The organism is Nocardia sp. bgisy134, from assembly GCF_965341865.1.
Classification (GTDB): domain Bacteria; phylum Actinomycetota; class Actinomycetes; order Mycobacteriales; family Mycobacteriaceae; genus Nocardia.
The window spans coordinates 120,759-139,167 of record NZ_CBDQZP010000017.1; the positions used below are offsets into that span (position 1 = coordinate 120,759).

The 18,409-nt window shown below is 66.1% G+C and carries 15 protein-coding genes, 4 tRNA genes and 1 pseudogene; 10 read left to right on the forward strand and 10 right to left on the reverse strand.

What is annotated here, in order from left to right:
- Positions 1–119: 119 nt before the first annotated feature.
- The 4 genes and pseudogenes from ACRWNM_RS27170 to ACRWNM_RS27185 form a co-directional block, all read right to left on the reverse strand.
- Positions 120–422, reverse strand: a pseudogene (locus ACRWNM_RS27170) (ArsR/SmtB family transcription factor); the annotation flags it as partial.
- 39 nt (positions 423–461) lie between these two features.
- The gene (locus ACRWNM_RS27175) at positions 462–1,124 is read right to left on the reverse strand and encodes a recombinase family protein (protein WP_431970936.1); all 663 of its coding nucleotides are present in this window, start codon (positions 1,122–1,124) and stop codon (positions 462–464) included.
- A 162-nt stretch (positions 1,125–1,286) separates the two neighbouring features.
- Positions 1,287–2,300 (reverse strand): NADPH:quinone reductase, encoded by a 1,014-nt coding sequence (locus tag ACRWNM_RS27180; RefSeq protein WP_431970937.1) that lies wholly within the window; start codon positions 2,298–2,300, stop codon positions 1,287–1,289.
- Complete coding sequence (locus ACRWNM_RS27185) at positions 2,297–3,214, reverse strand: aldo/keto reductase (protein ID WP_431970989.1); 918 nt, start codon at positions 3,212–3,214, stop codon at positions 2,297–2,299. The genes ACRWNM_RS27180 and ACRWNM_RS27185 overlap by 4 nt, the downstream gene beginning before the upstream one ends.
- A gap of 150 nt (positions 3,215–3,364) precedes the next feature.
- On the opposite strand from ACRWNM_RS27185, the gene ACRWNM_RS27190 reads away from it, so the two are divergent.
- The 4 genes from ACRWNM_RS27190 to ACRWNM_RS27205 all read left to right on the forward strand — a co-directional run bounded on the left by ACRWNM_RS27190 (position 3,365) and on the right by ACRWNM_RS27205 (position 7,059).
- Positions 3,365–3,952, forward strand: a complete 588-nt coding sequence (locus ACRWNM_RS27190) for a TetR family transcriptional regulator (protein ID WP_431970938.1) — start codon at positions 3,365–3,367, stop codon at positions 3,950–3,952.
- 283 nt (positions 3,953–4,235) lie between these two features.
- Positions 4,236–6,251, forward strand: a complete 2,016-nt coding sequence (locus ACRWNM_RS27195) for a recombinase family protein (RefSeq protein WP_431970939.1) — start codon at positions 4,236–4,238, stop codon at positions 6,249–6,251.
- A 2-nt stretch (positions 6,252–6,253) separates the two neighbouring features.
- Positions 6,254–6,595, forward strand: a complete 342-nt coding sequence (locus ACRWNM_RS27200) for an AAA family ATPase (protein ID WP_431970940.1) — start codon at positions 6,254–6,256, stop codon at positions 6,593–6,595.
- 137 nt (positions 6,596–6,732) lie between these two features.
- Positions 6,733–7,059 (forward strand): ATP-binding protein, encoded by a 327-nt coding sequence (locus tag ACRWNM_RS27205; RefSeq protein ID WP_431970941.1) that lies wholly within the window; start codon positions 6,733–6,735, stop codon positions 7,057–7,059.
- Positions 7,060–7,167: 108 nt separating this feature from the next.
- Here the strand turns inward: ACRWNM_RS27205 and ACRWNM_RS27210 are convergent, their stop codons facing one another.
- The 4 genes from ACRWNM_RS27210 to ACRWNM_RS27225 all read right to left on the reverse strand — a co-directional run bounded on the left by ACRWNM_RS27210 (position 7,168) and on the right by ACRWNM_RS27225 (position 9,603).
- A complete protein-coding gene (locus ACRWNM_RS27210; protein WP_431970942.1) occupies positions 7,168–8,808 on the reverse strand; it encodes a pentapeptide repeat-containing protein in 1,641 nt (546 codons plus the stop codon).
- A gap of 530 nt (positions 8,809–9,338) precedes the next feature.
- Positions 9,339–9,413: transfer RNA gene (locus tag ACRWNM_RS27215), tRNA-Val, on the reverse strand.
- Between the two features lies 1 nt (position 9,414).
- Positions 9,415–9,485 (reverse strand) — tRNA-Cys (locus tag ACRWNM_RS27220).
- A 45-nt stretch (positions 9,486–9,530) separates the two neighbouring features.
- A tRNA-Gly gene (locus tag ACRWNM_RS27225) sits at positions 9,531–9,603 on the reverse strand.
- 501 nt (positions 9,604–10,104) lie between these two features.
- On the opposite strand from ACRWNM_RS27225, the gene ACRWNM_RS27230 reads away from it, so the two are divergent.
- A tRNA-Val gene (locus ACRWNM_RS27230) sits at positions 10,105–10,176 on the forward strand.
- Between the two features lie 693 nt (positions 10,177–10,869).
- Here the strand turns inward: ACRWNM_RS27230 and ACRWNM_RS27235 are convergent.
- Positions 10,870–11,985 (reverse strand): alpha/beta hydrolase family protein, encoded by a 1,116-nt coding sequence (locus tag ACRWNM_RS27235; RefSeq protein WP_431970990.1) that lies wholly within the window; start codon positions 11,983–11,985, stop codon positions 10,870–10,872.
- A 114-nt stretch (positions 11,986–12,099) separates the two neighbouring features.
- On the opposite strand from ACRWNM_RS27235, the gene ACRWNM_RS27240 reads away from it, so the two are divergent.
- A complete protein-coding gene (locus tag ACRWNM_RS27240) occupies positions 12,100–12,996 on the forward strand; it encodes a PaaX family transcriptional regulator C-terminal domain-containing protein (protein ID WP_431970943.1) in 897 nt (298 codons plus the stop codon).
- On the opposite strand, the gene ACRWNM_RS27245 is transcribed toward ACRWNM_RS27240, so the two are convergent.
- Positions 12,941–13,486, reverse strand: coding sequence for a hypothetical protein (locus ACRWNM_RS27245; RefSeq protein WP_431970944.1), 546 nt, complete (start codon positions 13,484–13,486; stop codon positions 12,941–12,943). The two genes, ACRWNM_RS27240 and ACRWNM_RS27245, sit on opposite strands and share 56 nt — an antisense overlap.
- 52 nt (positions 13,487–13,538) lie before the next feature.
- On the opposite strand from ACRWNM_RS27245, the gene ACRWNM_RS27250 reads away from it, so the two are divergent.
- The 4 genes from ACRWNM_RS27250 (at position 13,539) to ACRWNM_RS27265 (ending at position 17,617) form a co-directional block, all read left to right on the forward strand.
- A complete protein-coding gene (locus ACRWNM_RS27250; protein WP_431970945.1) occupies positions 13,539–14,783 on the forward strand; it encodes a saccharopine dehydrogenase family protein in 1,245 nt (414 codons plus the stop codon).
- Positions 14,776–15,129, forward strand: coding sequence for a hypothetical protein (locus ACRWNM_RS27255; protein WP_431970946.1), 354 nt, complete (start codon positions 14,776–14,778; stop codon positions 15,127–15,129). Before ACRWNM_RS27250 ends, ACRWNM_RS27255 begins: the two co-directional genes overlap by 8 nt.
- Positions 15,130–15,487: 358 nt before the next feature.
- Positions 15,488–16,249 (forward strand): IS21-like element helper ATPase IstB, encoded by a 762-nt coding sequence (gene istB, locus ACRWNM_RS27260; RefSeq protein ID WP_431970991.1) that lies wholly within the window; start codon positions 15,488–15,490, stop codon positions 16,247–16,249.
- 630 nt (positions 16,250–16,879) lie between these two features.
- A complete protein-coding gene (locus ACRWNM_RS27265; protein ID WP_431970947.1) occupies positions 16,880–17,617 on the forward strand; it encodes an IPT/TIG domain-containing protein in 738 nt (245 codons plus the stop codon).
- The last annotated feature ends 792 nt before the right edge of the window (positions 17,618–18,409 follow it).

Genomic DNA, 18,409 nt, shown 5'->3' on the forward strand with positions numbered 1-18,409 from the left:
CCAACGCGATGCACCGCTGATCGTGATTGTTCGGCAGCGGCGAATCAGATTGTCGCAGTCCGGTTCCCGTCGGGTGTCTTTTTGCCGCAATCAGCGTTCTCGCAGAAGATCGACGTCGCTCACTCCGGATCCGTCAAGTCCAGTCCGAGGTGTTCGATGTGGTAGACGGCTTCGTCGAGCAGTAGCGCGACGTGATTGTCGTACAGGCTGTAGATCACGCTGCGTCCGTTGCGTGTGCCGGTGACCAGGCCCATGGCCCGTAACAGCCGAAGTTGATGCGATATGGCGGATTGTTCCATCTCGACCGCCTCGACCAGGTCGCCGACCGAGCACGGCCCGTGCCGTAGCCGCGTCAGTATCCGCAGCCGACTCGGCGTCGCCAGCGCTTGCAGCGTCGCAGCGACGGTCGCCGCCGAGTCCGCAGAAGGATCTAGGTCAACTCGTCACGGAAGCAGACATCATCAGGTAAGCAACTGCTGGTCACCCCTGCTGAGCTCAGGCAGATGCTTGTAGATCGTCGAGCGCGAGACACCGAGCAGCCGGGCCACCGACGAAACGGTCTCCTCCGGCCGAGTCAAGATCGCGCGGGCCTGTCGGATCTGTTCGGCGCTCATAGCTGGCGGCCGGCCGAGTCGTTGCCCGCGGGCGCGGGCAGCAGCCAGGCCCTCGTTGGTGCCTTGGACAATCAGCTCACGGATGAACTCGGCCAGGGCGGCGAAGACGTGGAAGACCAGCCGACCGCCGGGGGTGGTGGTGTCGAGGGCTTCGTGCAGGCTACGGAATCCGATGCCGCGCTTGCGGAGTCCAGCCACGATCGAGATCAGGTCCTGTAGGGATCGGCCGAGCCGATCCAGCGACGGCACGACGAGGGTGTCGCCGGGACGCAGGTACTCCAGGCACGCCACCAGCTCTTCGCGCTCGGCGTTCTTCCCGGACTTCTTGTCGGTGAAGATCCGCTGGCACCCGGCAGCGGTGAGCGCGTGGATCTGACGATCCAGGTTCTGATCCTTGGTGGAGACACGGCCGTAGCCGACCAGGGCGCCGCCTCCACCGATCGGATCGAGGGCGTCGCCGTCGAGAGTGAGCGGAGCGGGGATGTCGAGATCACCTGCAGCGGTGGCCATGTCACGGAGTGTATGAGAAAGGGCGGACAAGAATTGTTGGACACCAATCTTTTTCGACATGTTTTATCGACACATGACCGGTTCGTGCGACCTGGGTGTGACTCGCAGCGATATGTGGCGGTGTTCTCGCACCGTTGGATGGCGCGCCGATGACGAGGACCGTCACGACGTGACGTCGACCAGGACCTTGCCGACCGCGCCGCCTTCGACTGCCCGATGGGCATCCGCGATGCGGTGGAGGGGAAAGCGGACCAGGGGCAGGCCGTGTTGCTCGCCGACCGGCAGGGCGCCGTCGCGGACGGCGGCGGAGACGTCTGCGACGGCAGCGGCGCGGACGTCAGGACCGGCGGTGTAGAGCACTATGAACTGCAGGCGGGTGTTGCGCACCATGTTCTGCGCAACGTTCAGTTCGACCGGTTTGCCGCCGTCGTTGGCGTAGATCGAGATCGTGCCGCGCGGACGCAGCACGGCCAGGTCCAGGGGGAGGTTCGTGCCGAGTGCTACCTCGGCGACGATGTCCACGCCGTCAGCAGCGATCGCGCGAATCTCGGCGGCCGGGTCGCCCTCGCGGTAGTTGACCACGTGGTGGGCCCCGGCGGCGGCGGCCAGCCGGGCCTTCTCGGTGTTGCTGACTGTGCTGATCACGGTGGCACCGGCCCAGCGGGCGAGCTGGATCACCGCGTGCCCGACCGCCCCGGCCCCGCCCGCAGCGAGTACCACCTTGTCCGCCAGTGCGCCGGGCCGCAGCCGGCGCGGCCCGTCTTCGGCGACGGTGAGTGCGCGGTGCGCGGTCAGTGCGGGAACACCGAGGGCTGCGCCGACATCGAAACTGGCCTCGTCCGGCAGTGGCACGGCCTGCCCGGCCGGTACGACGGTGAATTCCGCGGCGGTGCCGGTGGGCCGGCCCGCTGCGGCCATGAACAGCCACACCCGCTGGCCGACCACACTCGTATCGCCCCTTTCGCCGACGGCGTCGATCACACCGGCGCCGTCGAGGTGCGGCGTGATCTCCGGGAACGCCATGGCCTGGCCGGCGCGGGCCTGCCAGTCGGTGGGGTTGACCCCGGACACGGCCACTCGGACGCGGACCTCGCCGGGGCCGGGCACGGGCGGTTCGCGGTCGACCAGGTGGAGAACGTCTGGACCTCCGTTGTCGCGGTAGACCACGGCCTTCACGACGCCGCGCCGATCGCGACGTTGTTGGAGCGGGACTCGACGGCGTCGAGGAAGGCCAGTGTGTGCGCGTCGAAGGTGATCTCGCCGACCGCCATATTGACCTCCATGTGGGCGGGGTCGACGGTGCCGGGAATGAGCAGGATATTCGGCGCATGGTGCAGCAGCCAAGCGAGAGCGACCTGGGATGGGGTCACCTCCAGGGATTCGGCCACGGCGTGCACAGCTGGCTCGTCACCGACCTTCGGCAAGCTCGGGAATCCTCCGCCGAGCGGGAAGAACGGCACCCACGCGATGCCCTCGGCCATGCACAGTCGCAGCGTGTCCTCGTCGTCACGGGAAACGAGGCTGTAGGCGTTCTGCACGCAGGCGATGCCAGCCGGCAGGGCGCGGCGCAGGCCGTCGAGGGTGACGCTACTCAGGCCGATTGCGCCGATCTTGCCCTCGTCACGCAGGGCGGTCATGGTCGCCAGCTGGTCGTCGAGGTCGACTACCTGGTCGCCTTCCGGACGCAGTCCGGGGCCGGTATCCAGGCGTCGCAGGTTGACCACCGGGAGTTGGTCGAGGCCAAGGCTGCGCAGGTTGTCCTCGACGCTGGCCCGCAGCTGTTCGGGCCGCTGCGCGATCCGTAGCGGCACAGGCCCGACCGGGTTGGGGTCGGCGCCGATTTTGGTGACGACCAGCACGTCGTCCTCGGGGCGCAGGGCCTGGCGGATCACGGTGTTGGCGAAGCTGAAGCCATAGAACTCGGCGGTGTCGACATGATTGACGCCCAGCTCGACGGCACGCCGGAGCAAGGCGACGGCCTCGTCGTGGCGGTCATGCAGCCGCGAGAGTTGGGCCGCGCCGTAGCCGATCCGAAACACGGAGCGACCGGCAATGGAAGCAGTGGATGTGTTGATGACGAGTCTCCTCAGTCGGTGGTAGTGCGATACCCCACCTTATAGAATTGTAATGACAGATTTCAATAATTGTCAGTCATGCGAGAATATTGACCGATGACTCGTCGCGACATAGGTCCGCGACGCTGGTGACGCGACCAGCCGACAAGGAGACAAGGAGACCCGATGCGCGGGGAGCCGCTCGACGCGGAGACGATTGTGTCGGCCACCGAGGAGCTGCTGCGCCGACACGGTCCGGACAAGACGACGGTGCTCGACGTCGCACGGCAGCTGGGCGTGAGCCACGGCAGCGTGTACCGGCACTTCGCATCCAAGGCCGCGCTCCGCGAGGCCGTGATCCGGCGCTGGCTCGACCAGGTGCGGAACGAACTCGCCATCATTGCGCAGAACTCCGAACTGCCTCCGGCCGAGCGGTTGCGAGCACTGCTCACCACCATGTTCGCCATGAAGTGGGCGAAAGCCGGGGCGGACCCGGAGCTGTTCGCCACCTTCCGAGTGCTGGCGGTCGAGCACAGCGCCGTGTCCAGCGACCATGTCGGCTTTCTGGTCGCCCAACTGCGGGACATCATCATCGACGGTGTCGCCGCCGGCGACTTCGTTACGGACGAACCGGAGATGATCGCACGGGCCGTCCTGAACGCGACGAGCCGCTTCCATGATCCGAAACACGCTGCGGAATGGGACTTTCCCGAGACCGAAGCCGAATCCGCTGCGGTCGTCTCACTTGTCCTCGATGGCCTCCGGGCCCGGTGACGTCCCCAAAGTGACGTTGGTCCGCAGTGACGGGGCAGCTGCTGCCCTGAACTAGAGGTGCCTGACGCGCAGACCGTCCTGCAATCGGCTACTTATGGAGGTTCACGTCAACGGGTGAGAAAGTGCGACGGTTCGGACAACTGCCATCAGCGTCCGGATACGAACGTCACGAGACACTCTGGGGTGCTGAAGATTCCCGCAGGTCGGATGCCGCCGAATCTGTAAAGGTTGCCGTGTACGCGGCAATGTCAACATGTCGGGGGTTCGCAATACACTGCGCCGCATGCGAATCGGCTATGGACGGGTCTCGACCCGCGATCAGCATCCGGAGGCCCAGCACGACGCACTCACCGCGGCCGGCTGCGAGCAGATCTTCCTCGACAAGGCGTCGGGGAAGCTGGCCTCGCGGCCTGAGCTGAGCAAGGCGCTGCTGGTGGCCAACCGGCCCGAAGACCAACTGGTGGTAACCAAACTCGACCGGCTCGGCCGCTCCCTCGAGCACCTGATCGAACTGTCGAAGACCCTGCAGGACCGCGGTGTGGATCTGGTGGTCCTCGACCAAGGCATCGACACCTCCACCGCTGTCGGGCGCATGTTCTTCCAGATCCTCGGCGCCATCGCCGAATTCGAGCACGCCCTGATGTCCGAACGCACCCGTGACGGCCTGGCCGCCGCCCGCGCCCGCGGCCGCACCGGCGGACAGAAACCCAAACTCGGACCCCGACAGGTGGATCTGGCGCGGCAGATGTACGACGAGCGCGGCAAGCGCCGCTACACCGTCGAGCAGATCGCGGCCGAGTTCGGTGTCACCCGCCCACCATTTACCGGCATCTCACCGCTGCCACAGCGAAAATGGAGGCGTGACTGCGGTCGGGTTGGCCGAACTGACCGACGCGGCTCGTCGGCAGGCGATGAGCCGCTTCGAGGTACTGCGGCCTCATATCGAGGACGGGGTTCCACTGATCCGCGCGGCGGGACAGGCGGGCGTGCCGCCCGGACCGCGCAGCGGTGGCTGCAGCGCTACCGAACTGCCGGCCTGGCCGGGCTTGCCCCGGCCCGACGACGGGCGACCGGCCGGCGCACCGACCCGGAGTTGGTGCGGCTGATCGAGGGCATGGCGCTGCACCGACCGTGCCCGTCGCTGGCGACGATCACCCGCCGCGCCGCGCGCGTCGCCGCGGCACAGGGGTGGAAACCGGTGTCCTACAACACTGTCCGATCGATCGTCACCGCGATCGACCCGGCGATGACGACCCTGGCACACGACGGCGCCGCCGCCTTCCGCGACACCTGCGAACTGGTCTACCGCCGCCGCGCCGACCACCCGAACGCGATGTGGCAGGTCGACCACACCCAGCTCGACATCCTCATCGACGACAGCGGGACTGCGAAGCGGCCCTGGCTGACAGCGGTCCTCGACGACTGCTCGCGGGCAGTGCCCGGCTACACCGTCACCCTGGGCGCACCCTCGGCGTTGAACACATCCCTGGCACTGCGCCAAGCGATCTGGACCAAACCCGATCCCACGTGGCCGATGTGCGGGATTCCCGAGATCCTCTACGTCGATCACGGCGGCGACTTCGTCAGCGATCATCTCGCTCAGGTCGCCGCCGACCTGAAGTTCCAGATCGTGCACTCGGCCGTGCCGCGACCCCAGGGACGCGGGAAGGTCGAGCGGTTCTTCGGCAGCATCAACACCGAACTGCTGACCGAGCTGCCCGGCCACCTCGTGGGCGGCAAGCCGGTTACCCCGCCGGCGCTGTCGCTGCGTCAGCTCGACGAGGCGATCGGGGCGTTCATCACCACCTATCACCGGCGCGTCCACTCCGAAATCGGTGTCACTCCACAGGATTGCTGGGTCGGACACGGCTGGTTGCCGCGCCTGCCCGAGGCCCTCGAGCAGCTCGATCTGCTGCTGGTGCGGGTCGCCGCAGCGCGTGTCGTGCACCGCGACGGCCTCCACTTCCAGGGTCTGCGCTACCTGCATCCCGCCTTGGCCGCCTACGTCCGCGAATCGGTCACCATCCGCTACGACCCGCGCGACATCACCGAGATCCGGGTCTTCCACAAAAACCGGTTCCTGTGTAAGGCCGTCAGCCCCGACCACACCGGAGACACCATCGGGCTCAAAGACATTCAGGCCGCCCGCCGCGCCTATCGACGCCGGATCCGCGACCAGATCAACGAACGCATCGCTGTGGTCACCGACTACCTGCCCGCACCCGATTGCCCGCCTGTGCCATCGAAACCGGCGAAACCTCCTCCAGCACCGCCGCTGCGCGCCTACCGCGAGGACTGACTATGCCCGCGCCACGGAACTGGCCGTTCATCGCCACCAAGGAACACCGCCGCTTCGTCGAGTTCGCCGACACCGTCAGACGCGACCGGACCATCGGAATCTGCTACGGCGCAGCAGGAATCGGGAAGACACTCTCGGCAACCCGCTACGCACGCTGGGACAAGGCCGAACACCTGCTCACCAGCTGGGGGTCGCGCGAGGAATCCGACAAAGACGTCTACGCCGCCCTGTCCCGCTCGCGCACCGTGTTCTACACACCCACCGTCGCCGGACCCCTGCGCGAACTACGCGACGACATCAACAGCTCTACAGCCGCGTCAACATCTGCATCGACCAGCATGTAGCCCCCGGCCGGCGCGTACACGAGACGGTCGACTACATCGAGCTGGTCGTCATCGACGAGTCCGAACGCTCGGCCAACGCCATCGAACACCTGCGTGACCGCTACGACCGCGGGGATCACGGGCTGCTGTTCATCGGCATGACCGGCATCGAGAAGACCTTCTCCCGCTACCCGCAGCTCTACAGCCGCGTCGGATTCGCCCACCACTACCGGCCCCTGTCCGGTGAAGAACTCACCTTCGTACTGTCCCGGCACTGGCACAAACTCGGCCTCGAACTCGACCCCGACGACTTCACCGACGCACAGGCCGTCGCCGCGGTCGCCCGCATCACCGGCGGCAATTTCCGCCTCCTGCAACGACTCTTCGCTCAGATCCACCGCGTCATGAAGATCAACGAGCTTCACACCGTCACAGCGGACGTCGTCGAAACCGCCCGCAGCACCCTCGTCATCGGCGCCAGCTGACAATGCGAGAACACCGCCATCTTCCGCTGCGAGTCACAACCTTGGCCAACCGACACGTGCCCGGGGTGTCCAAGAACCGAACGATTCTCAACACCCCTTCGGCGGGAGCTACATCGAAGTCGCCAGCGCTGGCGGCCAGTCCGTCGGCTCGATGTTCGCGGGCTTACCATCACCGTTCTCGCCCCAGTCGAACTCGGGAGGCGGCGGACCCCACTGTCTTGGGGTGGTGAAGACAACTCGTCCCGAACCGAAATCAGTGGACTGGAAACCTGTCTGGCCCGCGAACACAACACCTTCGAACGAAGTGCCGTCGCTGAACGAGGCCGCGACGAATGAGGTCTCGCCGTTGAGCGTGGCGTCGTCGAATCGAGCGTTGCCGCTGAACGTGGCGTTGATGAACCATGCGCTGCGGCTGAACGTGGCGTTGGCGAACGAGGTGTCGCGGCGGAAGCTGGCGTTGGCGAACGAGGCGTTGCCGCTGAACGTGGCGTCGCGGAAGGAGGCGTCGCGAAACGAGGCGTTGCCGAACGAGGCGTCGTCGCCGCGGAACTTGGCATGTTCGAACCAGATGTCGCCCTTGAACATGGCCTCACCGAACGCGGCGTTGCCGCTGAACGTGGCGCCGCGGAAAGAGGCGTTGCCGAACGAGGCGTCGCTGAATGAGGCGTCGCTGCGGAACGTGGCGTCGCTGAACGAGGCGTCGCTGAATGTGGCGTTGCGGAACGAGGCGTCGCTGAACGTGGCGTGGCTGAACCAGGCGTAGCCGCTGAACGTGGTGTAGTCGAACGTGGCGCCGCCGCTGAACGTGGCCTGGTTGAACGTGGCGCCGCCGCTGAACGTGGTGTAGCCGAGCCAGGCGTGTCCGCTGAACGTGGCGTTGGCGAACGTGGCGCCGCCGCTGAACGTGGCCTGGTTGAACGTGGCGCCGCCGCTGAACGTGGTGTAGCCGAACCAGGCGTGGTCGCTGAACGTGGCCTCGTCGAACGAGGCGTAGCCGCTGAACGTAGCCTTTTCGAACCGAACGGAGCCGACGAACACAGCGTGGTTGAAGTCGACGTCTTCGAGGTGGGCGGTGCGAAAGTCGAAGTTGCTTGTCGACCAGCGGTATTCGGCATCAGGGCGCAGGTGGTCTGCGATGACGCGGACGATGGTTGCGCGCACCTCATGGTCGTTCTGCCGGTACTCGAAGTGGTCCTCGTCTTCTCCAGCATCTCCTCCGACTATGCGTTTCTGCACGTGTTTGGTCTGGTGGTTGCCGCCGAGTTCGGGGCTGTAGGGCAGCCGCAAGTAGCCGCACAAAACGTCGATGCACTGCTGGCGGTGTAGCCCGTCGGATTCGTCGGCGACACCGGCCATCGCGTACACCCCGGCGATGCGAACCGCGACATCGGTGGCACCGAGTTGGGCGGCCGCGGCGCCGAAGCGTTCGACGAACCGGCTCTGCTCGAGATCACGCTGGCGCCGGTAGGCGATGACCAACGCGACCACACCACCGACTCCGGCGACGACGGTCAACGCGACCCGGGTGACGTCGATCTCGGCTGCGGCCTTGCTCGCGTCTACCGGGGTGATCCAGCGCAGGAACCCGTAGGCGGCGAAGGCCACGACCAGCCCGGCGGCCAGCGCAAGACCGACCGCGGGAAACAACCGGATCCGACCCGCCCAGCGACCCGCGCCCTTGCTGCTGGTGTCCATCCGCGCCCGCAGCGCGGTCGACTTCGTACGTGCTTGCGCGCCAATGACGCTCACCCACCCGAGCATCGCTCGATTCTGCTCGAAACCGCGCTATCCCACCCGCTAGTTCGCACTCTCCAGGCGGGCCTCTCCGGGACACCAGTGGCTGAAAATCGATCGATTCTCAACATCCGGTGCCACCGGCAACTACTCATTTGGAGGCAAACCCGGAGGTCCGGGGCCTGTTACGGGTCATCGCTCTCGCCCACCCGGCGCTCAGCGAAACGACCGACCGAACCGACGGGGCCAGGCCCAGTAGGTGATCGACATTGCGGGTCGACACCACCTGCTGGCCCTGGGCGTGTGTCGGGTCAGCCTCCGGCTCCCTGGTAGGAACGTGGAGCTTGTCGGCCGGGTTCTTCGCGCTGCGCGCGTCGCTGATGGCCGTAGCAGGCTCCAGCTGGCGGTGTTGCTGGTGGCGGTGGGCCATAGGTTTCGGTGGCGCCGAAGGGCAATGCCTTGCGTGCTGGGGGGTGTTTGGGCGTACTCGCTGGGCACAAACAAAATCAGACCCGGTGGAAACCGGGTCTGACCTCGTGAGACGGTGGTGCGCGATACTGGGATTGAACCAGTGACCTCTTCCGTGTCAGGGAAGCGCTCTCCCGCTGAGCTAATCGCGCGAGGTGGAGACGGGAATCGAACCCGTGTGCACGGCTTTGCAGGCCGTTGCCTCACCACTCGGCCACTCCACCGCGCAAAGGGGGAAGGCTGTTTACACTGCCTGGCCCTACCTCTCGAGCGGATGACGGGATTCGAACCCGCGACCCTCACCTTGGCAAGGTGATGCGCTACCAGCTGCGCTACATCCGCATTTGCATCTCGGGGGCTTTCGTTCTGGCCTCCTCGGTGCGAGACAGAACATTAGCCGACGCCCGGTGAAAGGTACAAATCCGCTGGTAGAACGCCTGGAAACGGCGAAGTTGCGAGTGTGGCGGGTGCGGCCGGTGGGGTGTGGGGGACTGGGGAGGTGTGTGCGCCGCGTTCCGAACGCTCCCACCGACGGTCATCGCGAGTGTCATCGGGCGGGCCGGAGCTCTCCAGGTGCCTGCCGACTCGCGGCTGTCGGTTCGAAGGGCGGCGGGCCTCTACCGGGCGGCGAGAATTCCCTTCGGGACGGACACTCGGGATTCGGTCGGTCGCCTCGACGTAGAGCCGCGGGGGCGGTACGGGGCCGCGCCAAGTCTCACGAGTCTCATCCGCAACACGACGAATCGGTGCTGTCCAGGTGGCGATTTGGTGGCTGACCGGTAGAGCGTGCTAATGTTCCATCTCGTTCGGACGGCACCGAGTCGCCGCTCGAACGGAGAGTTCGGTCTCATAGCTCAGCGGGAGAGCGTCCGCCTCACACGCGGAAGGTCGCTGGTTCGATCCCAGCTGGGACCACTCGAAAAGAAGGCCCTCTACCAGGTGATTGCTGGTAGAGGGCCTTTCTTTATCTCGGTCACTGTATCCAAGCCTGTATCCCATCCGCCATTTTTGAGGTTCGGCACTCGCTCGTCCATTGGTATCGCGCATGGCGGCGGCTCGGCGGCAAGGGGGAGACATGATCTTCACCACAACACAGGGGTTGGGGGCGGGTTGTGCCAACCGATCCCGGCAGGCGCTCCAGCTTGCGGCCATGCTGACCGAACGCACGGGAACCGAGGTCGCGCTCGACTATGACGACAGCGTCCACATCCGTGTCCGTGCACGGCACACCGACGGACCGACAGATGATCACGCTCGCCGGCCGCGTCCCATTCCTCGACATCGGCCAGATGTGTTTTGCCCGCTGGGAGCGGGCCGCCGCCGCGTGCGGCGTGGGCGTATGCGACGGCGTATCCGAAGTTGCGCTCGACCCAGGTGGGGATGGTGTGGCGAAGCCCGTGTGTGGTGATGTGTTTCGCCTGCGCTGGTGCACCCTCATCCGGCGGTGCGCAGAGTCGCCTCCCGTCGGTCCCTCGGGCACGGTTGGCCGAAACGGAAACCGCGTCGCCGCAAGGGATCTGGTTCGCGCGCTCGACAGTACGCCACGAGTAGCCATGCACCCCATGGGATCTCGATGGAGGTTCGCCGACCCTCGCGACACGGCGGCCTTCACGACTCGTGGTACGCCTGGCCCAGCTCCACGGAGGCCCACTGGCTTCGAGCCCCTCGGATTCGAGGACATGTCACCGAGGGGTGCCCTCGGGATTGATGGATGCTCGCCAGTTCACGCGCAGGCATGTGTGTCTTGGATGAAGCGGCGTTGGTCGGCCAGAAACCCTCCGCGAACAGTTTGCGTGGTGCGGCGAGCGCGATGAGGTAGGGCTTCACCGCACTGTCCTCGATGCTTTTGCGTACCAGCGAGTGTCGTGCGTCGCTGTAGCGTCGCACCTGAAGCTGGTCCGGCCGGGCGAGTTGCGCCCGATAGGTGCGTTCGGTGTCGGCGATGTCGACGTTGAGGTCGTGCTCGGCCAGTATCAGCAGTACCGGGATCCGTACTTGCGCCAGGTCGGCGGTGGCGTCGGCGGTGTAGTTCTTCTGGATGAACCGCCAGCGGTTGGCTGTGAGCCCGGTTACGCCCGCGGCTTCGGCTTCCGGGAAAGTCGCGGCCCGCTCGAGCAAGGTCAGCGTGTGCTCCCGCCGGGTGAGTGCGTCGTCGACCTCTGCTCGGGTGGCGCCACGCTCGCGGAGTTCGGCAAGCGTGTTGTACCGGCCCTGCTGTAGCCAGTTGACCGCGGGGGAGACCGCGATCATGAACCGCAACCGGGAATCCTGTGCGGCGACCTCGGGCAGTACCCAGCCGGCTTGGCTGGCGCCCCACAGTCCGATCCGGTCTGGATCGATCCGCGTTCGCATGCGTGCCCATTCGATGGCCGCGAGCGTTTCCGCGGCCCGGTCGGCCATGCTCTGGTCGAGCCAATTGCCCTGCGCCCCATTGATTCCCGGCTTGCCCCAGGACAACGAGGCGTATCCGGCGGCGGCGAACGACTCCCATATCGGCCGATAGAACGTCTCGCCGGTGGCACCCCTGGGCCCGTCGCCGTGCACGAACACCACCAGACCGAAGGGGCCCTCGCCGTGCCCGGGGAGAGCGAGTACGCCTTGTAGTGGTTGCCGCGCACCCGGGATGGTGACGCGCTCCTCTCGCAGGTCGTAGGTGTGCTGATACACCACCCCCCTGCCTGCCGTCGCGCACGCCGCGACGACGGCCAGGATCGACATCAGGATGCGGATGGACTTCCGTCGGTGCGACTGCATCACCCCACCGTAGCGTTCAAATCAGAAACTATCGTTGTAGAGTTGAACGAATAGCCGGGGTTGCTGCTGCGAGAGGGAGAGAACGTGGACGTCGAGGTCGATATACCGACCAGGGTGCTTGTCGAAAGCATGATCCGGGAGGATGCGACCATCGACGCGGCCGAGCTCTATGCGGTGGCGAACGCCCTCGGCATGACCGATCAGCAGGTGCGCCTGCACATTCGGCGACTCGTCGCCGAGGGGCAACTCGTGCAGCAGGGGCGCGGCCGTCGCGCGTCGCTGCGGGTCGATGCGGAGATCCGCGGCGCGGTCGAACCGAACGTCGAGTTCATCCGCTTCATGTACGACCAGGACCGTGGCGCCGCGCCCTGGGATGGGAACTGGCATCTGGTCGCGTTCGCCATTCCCGAGGTCGAGCGGCAGGCGCGGGACGCAATGCGCGATGGCATCGTCCACCTCGGCGGCGCGGCCATTCAAGGCGGGCTCTATGTCTCGCCGAATCCGTGGGAACCCTACATCGAGGCATTGGTCGACGAACTCGGTGTCGGCGGCTACACGACCCGCCTCACCACCACGAATCTCCGCATGGGCGAGCTCGATTCGCCGCGGGAGATCGTCGCCCGGCTGTGGCCGCTGGAGGAGATCGCCGCGCGCCATGACCGGCTGCTCGGTGTCGCCCGGGCCCGGCTCGATCGACTCACCGGTCCGCGGGAGCTGTCCTCATCGGAGATCCTCACCGTAGCCATCGAACTCGCCGCCGAGTTCACCAGGGCCACCGACCCCGACCCGCTGCTGCCGCCGGAGTTGGTGCCGCAACCGTGGCCCGGCGTGCACGCCCGCGCGGTGGTAGCCGAATGCTGGGCACAGCTGCTGCGCCGGCAATCATCGCAGGATCGGCTGCGCCTCTTCCGGCTCTATGCCGAGGTCATCGGAGACGTGGTCGAGGACGCGGGCCGAGAGGCCGGCGGCGCGCAACGGTAGCCGTCTGCTGGGCGACCAGCGTCATCGCTGCCAGGGCAATGGTCGCGACGCCCAGCGCGAACCAGAATCCCACCCAGGTCGGTGGAATCGGCAGTAGTGCCACGGTCGCACCCCCGACCGCGAAAGCGCCCAGGCGAATACGGCGTTCGCCTCGCACCTGCTCGCGCAGCCGGGCCGAAGCGGGCATTCCCGACCGTCTCAGCCCCTGTGCTATCAGCTCACGCCAGCAGTGCAACCTCAGCATCAGCGCGCGCACCAGCATGGCCAGCCCGAGCAACTGCGCCCAGTCCGGTACCGCGGCGGCGGCCGGGGTCATGTAGGGCAGCGTCACCGAACCGATGACGATGCCGCACCACGCCTCTCGTGCGACAAGCCTGCGGATCGGCCACGACGGGTCGTGATCGTGTGCGCCGCAGTGATCTTCGAACCGACCGACCGAGAGGCGGGCGCCCATGTGTTCCTCCGGGGGTGTGATACCGAATGTGATCATGATACATTCGTTCGTATCAAAAACGATCGTTTGTATTTTGATAGGAGGTGCCATGCGAGTTCTCGCACTGGGCGGGTCCGGGGCAATGGGAGCGGCGGCCGTCCGAGCTGCCATCACCCTGCCCGCCGTGACCGAAGTCGTTGTGGCCGATCGCGACCTCGCCGCGGCGCAAGCGCTGGCCCAGGCGTTGGCCGGACACGGTGCTGTCGTCCGCGCGCGCCGGGTGGATGTGACCGAGTCCGACGATCTGCACGGCGCGCTGGGCGACGCCGACGTGGTGCTCAATACGGTCGGGCCGTATTACCGCTTCGGCTTGTCGATACTGGCGGCGGCGATCCGGACGCGGACGCACTATCTCGACATCTGCGACGACTGGGAGCCGACGTTGCGGATGCTCGAACTCGACGCCGCGGCCCGCGGCGCCGGGGTGTGCGCGATCATCGGCATGGGAGCCAGCCCCGGGGTGAGCAACCTGCTCGCGGCCCGAGCCGCCCGAGACCTCGATCGCGTCGAAAACGCTTACACCGCATGGCCCGTCGACGTTCCCGAGGCGCTAAACACCGCCGAAACGCTGGGCGCGGGAGGCGAACCATCGGCTGCCGCGGTGCACTGGATGCAGCAGATCAGCGGCGCCATCACCGTCGTCCGCGGCGGCCTCCTGACCGAGGAAGCGCCCTTACGCGCGGTCACCTTGGCCCTACCCGGCCGGCGCCGCGGCACCGCCTACACCGTGGGACACCCCGAACCGGTCACCCTGCACCGATCCCTCGCGCCCTCCGGGGACGCCGCAAACCTCATGGTCGTCACGCCGGGCACCGCGGCCTACCTGGATGTGCTGCGCACCGACATCGACAAAGGCAGACTCACCAACGAATCCGCGGCGAGGGAGCTGGCCGAGCCCAGCTTGCGGCGGACGCTTCGAGCCATACCCCGCGCCACCACGTTCGGCTCGCACGGCACCCTGCCGCCGTTCTTCGCCGCGGTCACCGGTAGCGCGGGAGGCGAACACCGCACGGTCCTAGCCCATCTCACCCATACCGCCGAAATCGCCCGATTCACCGCCGATATGGCCCGATTCACCGGAATCCCCCTGGCACTGGGCCTCGCCCAGCTCCTCGACGGCACCGCACAAGCGCCCGGAGTCCATCCACCGGAAGCGGTCATCGACCCCAACCGCTTCTTCGCCGACCTCGGCGCCCGCATCGGCTCGACCGCGAATGTGGTCAGCGTCGAACAGGCGCCCAGCGCCGCCCTCGCGGACAGCGGCAAGCCTGACCGAAGAGCTCGCCATGGATGATGCGATCGACTTCGACGCCCAGGAGATTCACCACATGCGCTCGAACAACACGCAATGCTTCACTCGTGGCGCCGGTATCGCGGTCGCCGCGGCCGTGGCCGTCGTGATCGGTTTCGGAGTTCACAGCGCCACAACCGACGACTATGTCGACATCGCAGCCCATCATGGTGCCGTCGACGACTCGGCCTGGGCGACAATGCCGGGCGCTGGTGTCCGTCGGCAGGTGCCGCGTTCCGAACCGTCCACGAAACCCGGCGGCAACTCCGGGCAGTCGAAGTGGCATCGAGTACCGCGCCCCGACGGCAGAGGATGGACCGTCTGTCCCGCCAGAGCCAAGTGGTGCTGAATCCACGCGCACGAGCAGTAGTACGGCCTGTTCATCAACCGTGACAGCGTTTGCTCACGAATCTCGACGGGGGCGTTGCGGAGTCACGGATTCGCGGCAGAACCTGCGGTTATAGTGGAATTACGGGTCGCGGGGTGAGGGGAGCCTGCCGGTGTCTGACATGTCGAAAGTTGAACTGTACGCGGCGATCCGCCAGGATCTTCGCGCCGGAATGTCCATGCGTGCGATCGAGCGCAAGCACAGGGTCGGGTGGCGTACGGTGGCCAACGCGACGGAGTCGGTGTGGCCTGAGCCGCGTAAGGAGTATCCGCCGCGACCGCAGAAGCTGGATCCCTACAAGCCGTTCATCGACGATGTGCTGCGCGCCGATCTGGATGTGCCTCGTAGGCAACAACACACGGCGACCCGGATCTATCACCGTTTGCTCGAGGAGCACGGCATGAGGGACGTGTCGTATCAGCGAGTCAGTGCCTATGTCCGCGAACGGAGACCACAGCTACAGACGGAACAGCTGACAGCCCGCCGCCGCTCCGAATGGCTCGTCAAGGCCGCGGGGTTCCCTCGCTCCAAAACGTTGCGCGACTTCGATTTCGGTGCCAACCCGAGTGTCGACCCTGCCGTGATCCGTACTCTCGCTACCTGCGAATGGGTCAAGGACGGGCAGCCGTTGTGCCTGATCGGTGACTCCGGCACCGGGAAGTCCCATCTGCTCATCGCGTTGGGCACCGAGGCGGCGAAGGCCGGATACCGCGTCAGGTACACCCTGGCTGCCAGGCTGGTCAACAAACTGATCGAGGCCGTCGACAACAAACGGCTCACCAACACCATCGCCCGCTACAGCGGCGTCGACCTCCTCTGCATCGACGAACTCGGCTACACAGAGCTGGACCGACGCGGCGCCGAATTGCTGTTTCAGGTATTGACCGAACGTGAGGAGGGGAAGTCGGTCGCGATCGTCTCCAACCGCACCTTCGCCGACTGGTCGGCAACATTCACCGACGCGGGGCTCTGCGCCGCCATCATCGACCGACTTACCTTCGGCGGCAACATCATCGAGACCGGCACTCACAGCTATCGCGGTGCCCGTGCCAAGGCAACCGAACCCACCGACCCCCGCTGACCGACCGATCCCCCCGACTCGCACCGCACCTGCCGCTGCGCTGCTCGGCAAATGGCTCGCCGGCGCCCCGCTTCGGACCCATCGGAGGGCCCGGACCGTATGTGAGAAACAAACGTTCCGGATTCGGAAATGGTGTGCATCGCCCATGTTGTCGCAGGTTGTCGATAACTCGAGCCGAAGTGCTGTCGAAATTGGTGATAAAACGCCGTTGGAATTCACGATAAATTGACGTTGGAAATCGTGAAAACTACCCGGAAACCATCGCTGACCTGCTCGTACTCGCGGCTCGCATTCGGGACGGATTCTTGCGCTCCGATTTTCTCAGGCGTATGTTGGGGATGGTTTTATTCCAAGTCGAATTTCTGCGAGGGGAAATGTAGCCAATTCCAAAACAATGGCGAGAGTGGCGGCGTGAACCTGGCGACGCCTCCTGCTCGAAATGCAACTGCGTCACCGTACCGGTGAGCCGCATTACCGACCGCTGGCAACGTCATCGGCAGTACCGCTATGGCAGCGGTCGGGCTCTCGTGCCACTGCCCGGGACCGGCTCCCGGCAGCGTCACACTCTGCCCCGGCCCACTGCCTCAGGGTCGGACCGGGCTCTGATCGACTCTCGAAGGAAAGATACTCATGCCCACCATCACTTCCCTCTCTCCGACCTCCGGGCCTGCGTCGGGGAATACCAGTGTCACGATTACCGGCACCGGGTTCGTCCCTATCGTCACCAGCGTGAAGTTCGGTACGGTGGCGGCCAGCTTCACGGTGGACTCCTCCACGCAGATCACGGCTATCGCCCCTCCCGGGTCGGGTACGGTGCAGGTCACCGTCACCACATCCTCGGGGGGAACCAGTAACGGCGTGTCCTACACCTATCTTCCGGTTCCTTCCCTGACCAGTGTGAGTCCCACACAGGGGCCGACCACCGGCGGGAACACGGTCACCCTCACCGGCACCAATCTGACAGGCGTCACCGCAGTCAGCTTCGGTGGCACGGCCGCAACCTCATTCACGGTCGACTCGGACACGCAGATCACTGCTGTCGCGCCCGCCGGAACCGGCATCGTGCAGATCACGGTCACCGCCCCGGGCGGAACCAGCAACGGGGTGACCTACACCTATGTCGTCGTGCCCACCATCACGTCCCTCTCTCCGGCTACGGGGCCCGCCTCGGGCGGCAACAGCGTCACGATCACCGGCACCGGGTTCACCGGCCCCCTCACGGTGCGGTTCGGCTCCACCGCCACTACCTTCACCGTGGATTCCAGCACGCAACTCACCGCGATCGCGCCTCCGGGGACGGGCACGGTGCAGGTCACCGTCACCGGCTCGGGTGGAACCAGCAATGGGGTGTCCTACACCTACGTCTGATCGGGCGTCCGGGTGACCGGCGCCCGCGCACCGGCTGACGCCGAACCATCGTCCCGGGCAGGCACGCGTTCCCTGCCCGGGACGATGGTTCGGCAGCGCTTCGCCCTGGCACTGCACGCCTGGCTGCGACGATCGCCCTGCGCGACCGATCAACCCGCCGCTGGGAGTCCAAAACCCTACGCCTGCAACCATTCTTGTCACCGGCCGAACTCGCATGGCACGCCCGCGGCACCCACCTGCGCCTGTCCCGGCATGCTCCCCGCACCAGCCTGCTGATCACCGCACCCGACCGCCTGCCGCAGGGCCGACTCGCACGACTCTCCTGCAACCCGCGAAAGGACGTACCCCCGCGCCCGTGGAACCCGGCAGACACCTGCGGAGCGGGCCACCCTGTGTTGCCCGCCGGTCGCCGATCAGCCGCCGGAAACCGATCCGAACCCGACCACGCACTGCCGAAGGCCCGGCGAAAGATCGGAAGTAAGTGCTGCGAAGTCGCTAGACTGCGCGAGATTGCTGTTTGCATGTGAGCCCGCGTTGCTTCACCAGATGTTCGAGATGTCCGATTTCAGATTTCGAGATGCTGGGAGACGTCAATGAGTGGGAGCTTGGGGATTCGTCGCACGACCGTCGGCGTCCGAGTGATTCCGGGTGCGGACGAGGTGAGCCGCACGCTGTGCTGATCGGCGCGTTCCAGACCAGAGATTTGGGCGCTGCTTCGACGTAGACGAAGTGCATATACAGGCGATTTCGAGCACGGGCAGGGGCGGGGTCCGCCGTGTTCTATGCCTCCGA

Excerpts from the sequence above, each read along its gene's own strand:
- ACRWNM_RS27250 (WP_431970945.1), top strand. The coding sequence starts at position 13,539 with ATGCGAGTTCTCGCACTGGGCGGGTCCGGGGCAATGGGAGCGGCGGCC.
- ACRWNM_RS27190 (WP_431970938.1), top strand. The coding sequence starts at position 3,365 with ATGCGCGGGGAGCCGCTCGACGCGGAGACGATTGTGTCGGCCACCGAG.
- ACRWNM_RS27200 (WP_431970940.1), top strand. The coding sequence starts at position 6,254 with ATGCCCGCGCCACGGAACTGGCCGTTCATCGCCACCAAGGAACACCGC.
- ACRWNM_RS27245 (WP_431970944.1), bottom strand. The coding sequence starts at position 13,486 with ATGATCACATTCGGTATCACACCCCCGGAGGAACACATGGGCGCCCGC.
- ACRWNM_RS27205 (WP_431970941.1), top strand. The coding sequence starts at position 6,733 with ATGACCGGCATCGAGAAGACCTTCTCCCGCTACCCGCAGCTCTACAGC.
- ACRWNM_RS27195 (WP_431970939.1), top strand. The coding sequence starts at position 4,236 with ATGCGAATCGGCTATGGACGGGTCTCGACCCGCGATCAGCATCCGGAG.
- ACRWNM_RS27175 (WP_431970936.1), bottom strand. The coding sequence starts at position 1,124 with ATGGCCACCGCTGCAGGTGATCTCGACATCCCCGCTCCGCTCACTCTC.
- ACRWNM_RS27265 (WP_431970947.1), top strand. The coding sequence starts at position 16,880 with ATGCCCACCATCACTTCCCTCTCTCCGACCTCCGGGCCTGCGTCGGGG.
- ACRWNM_RS27255 (WP_431970946.1), top strand. The coding sequence starts at position 14,776 with ATGGATGATGCGATCGACTTCGACGCCCAGGAGATTCACCACATGCGC.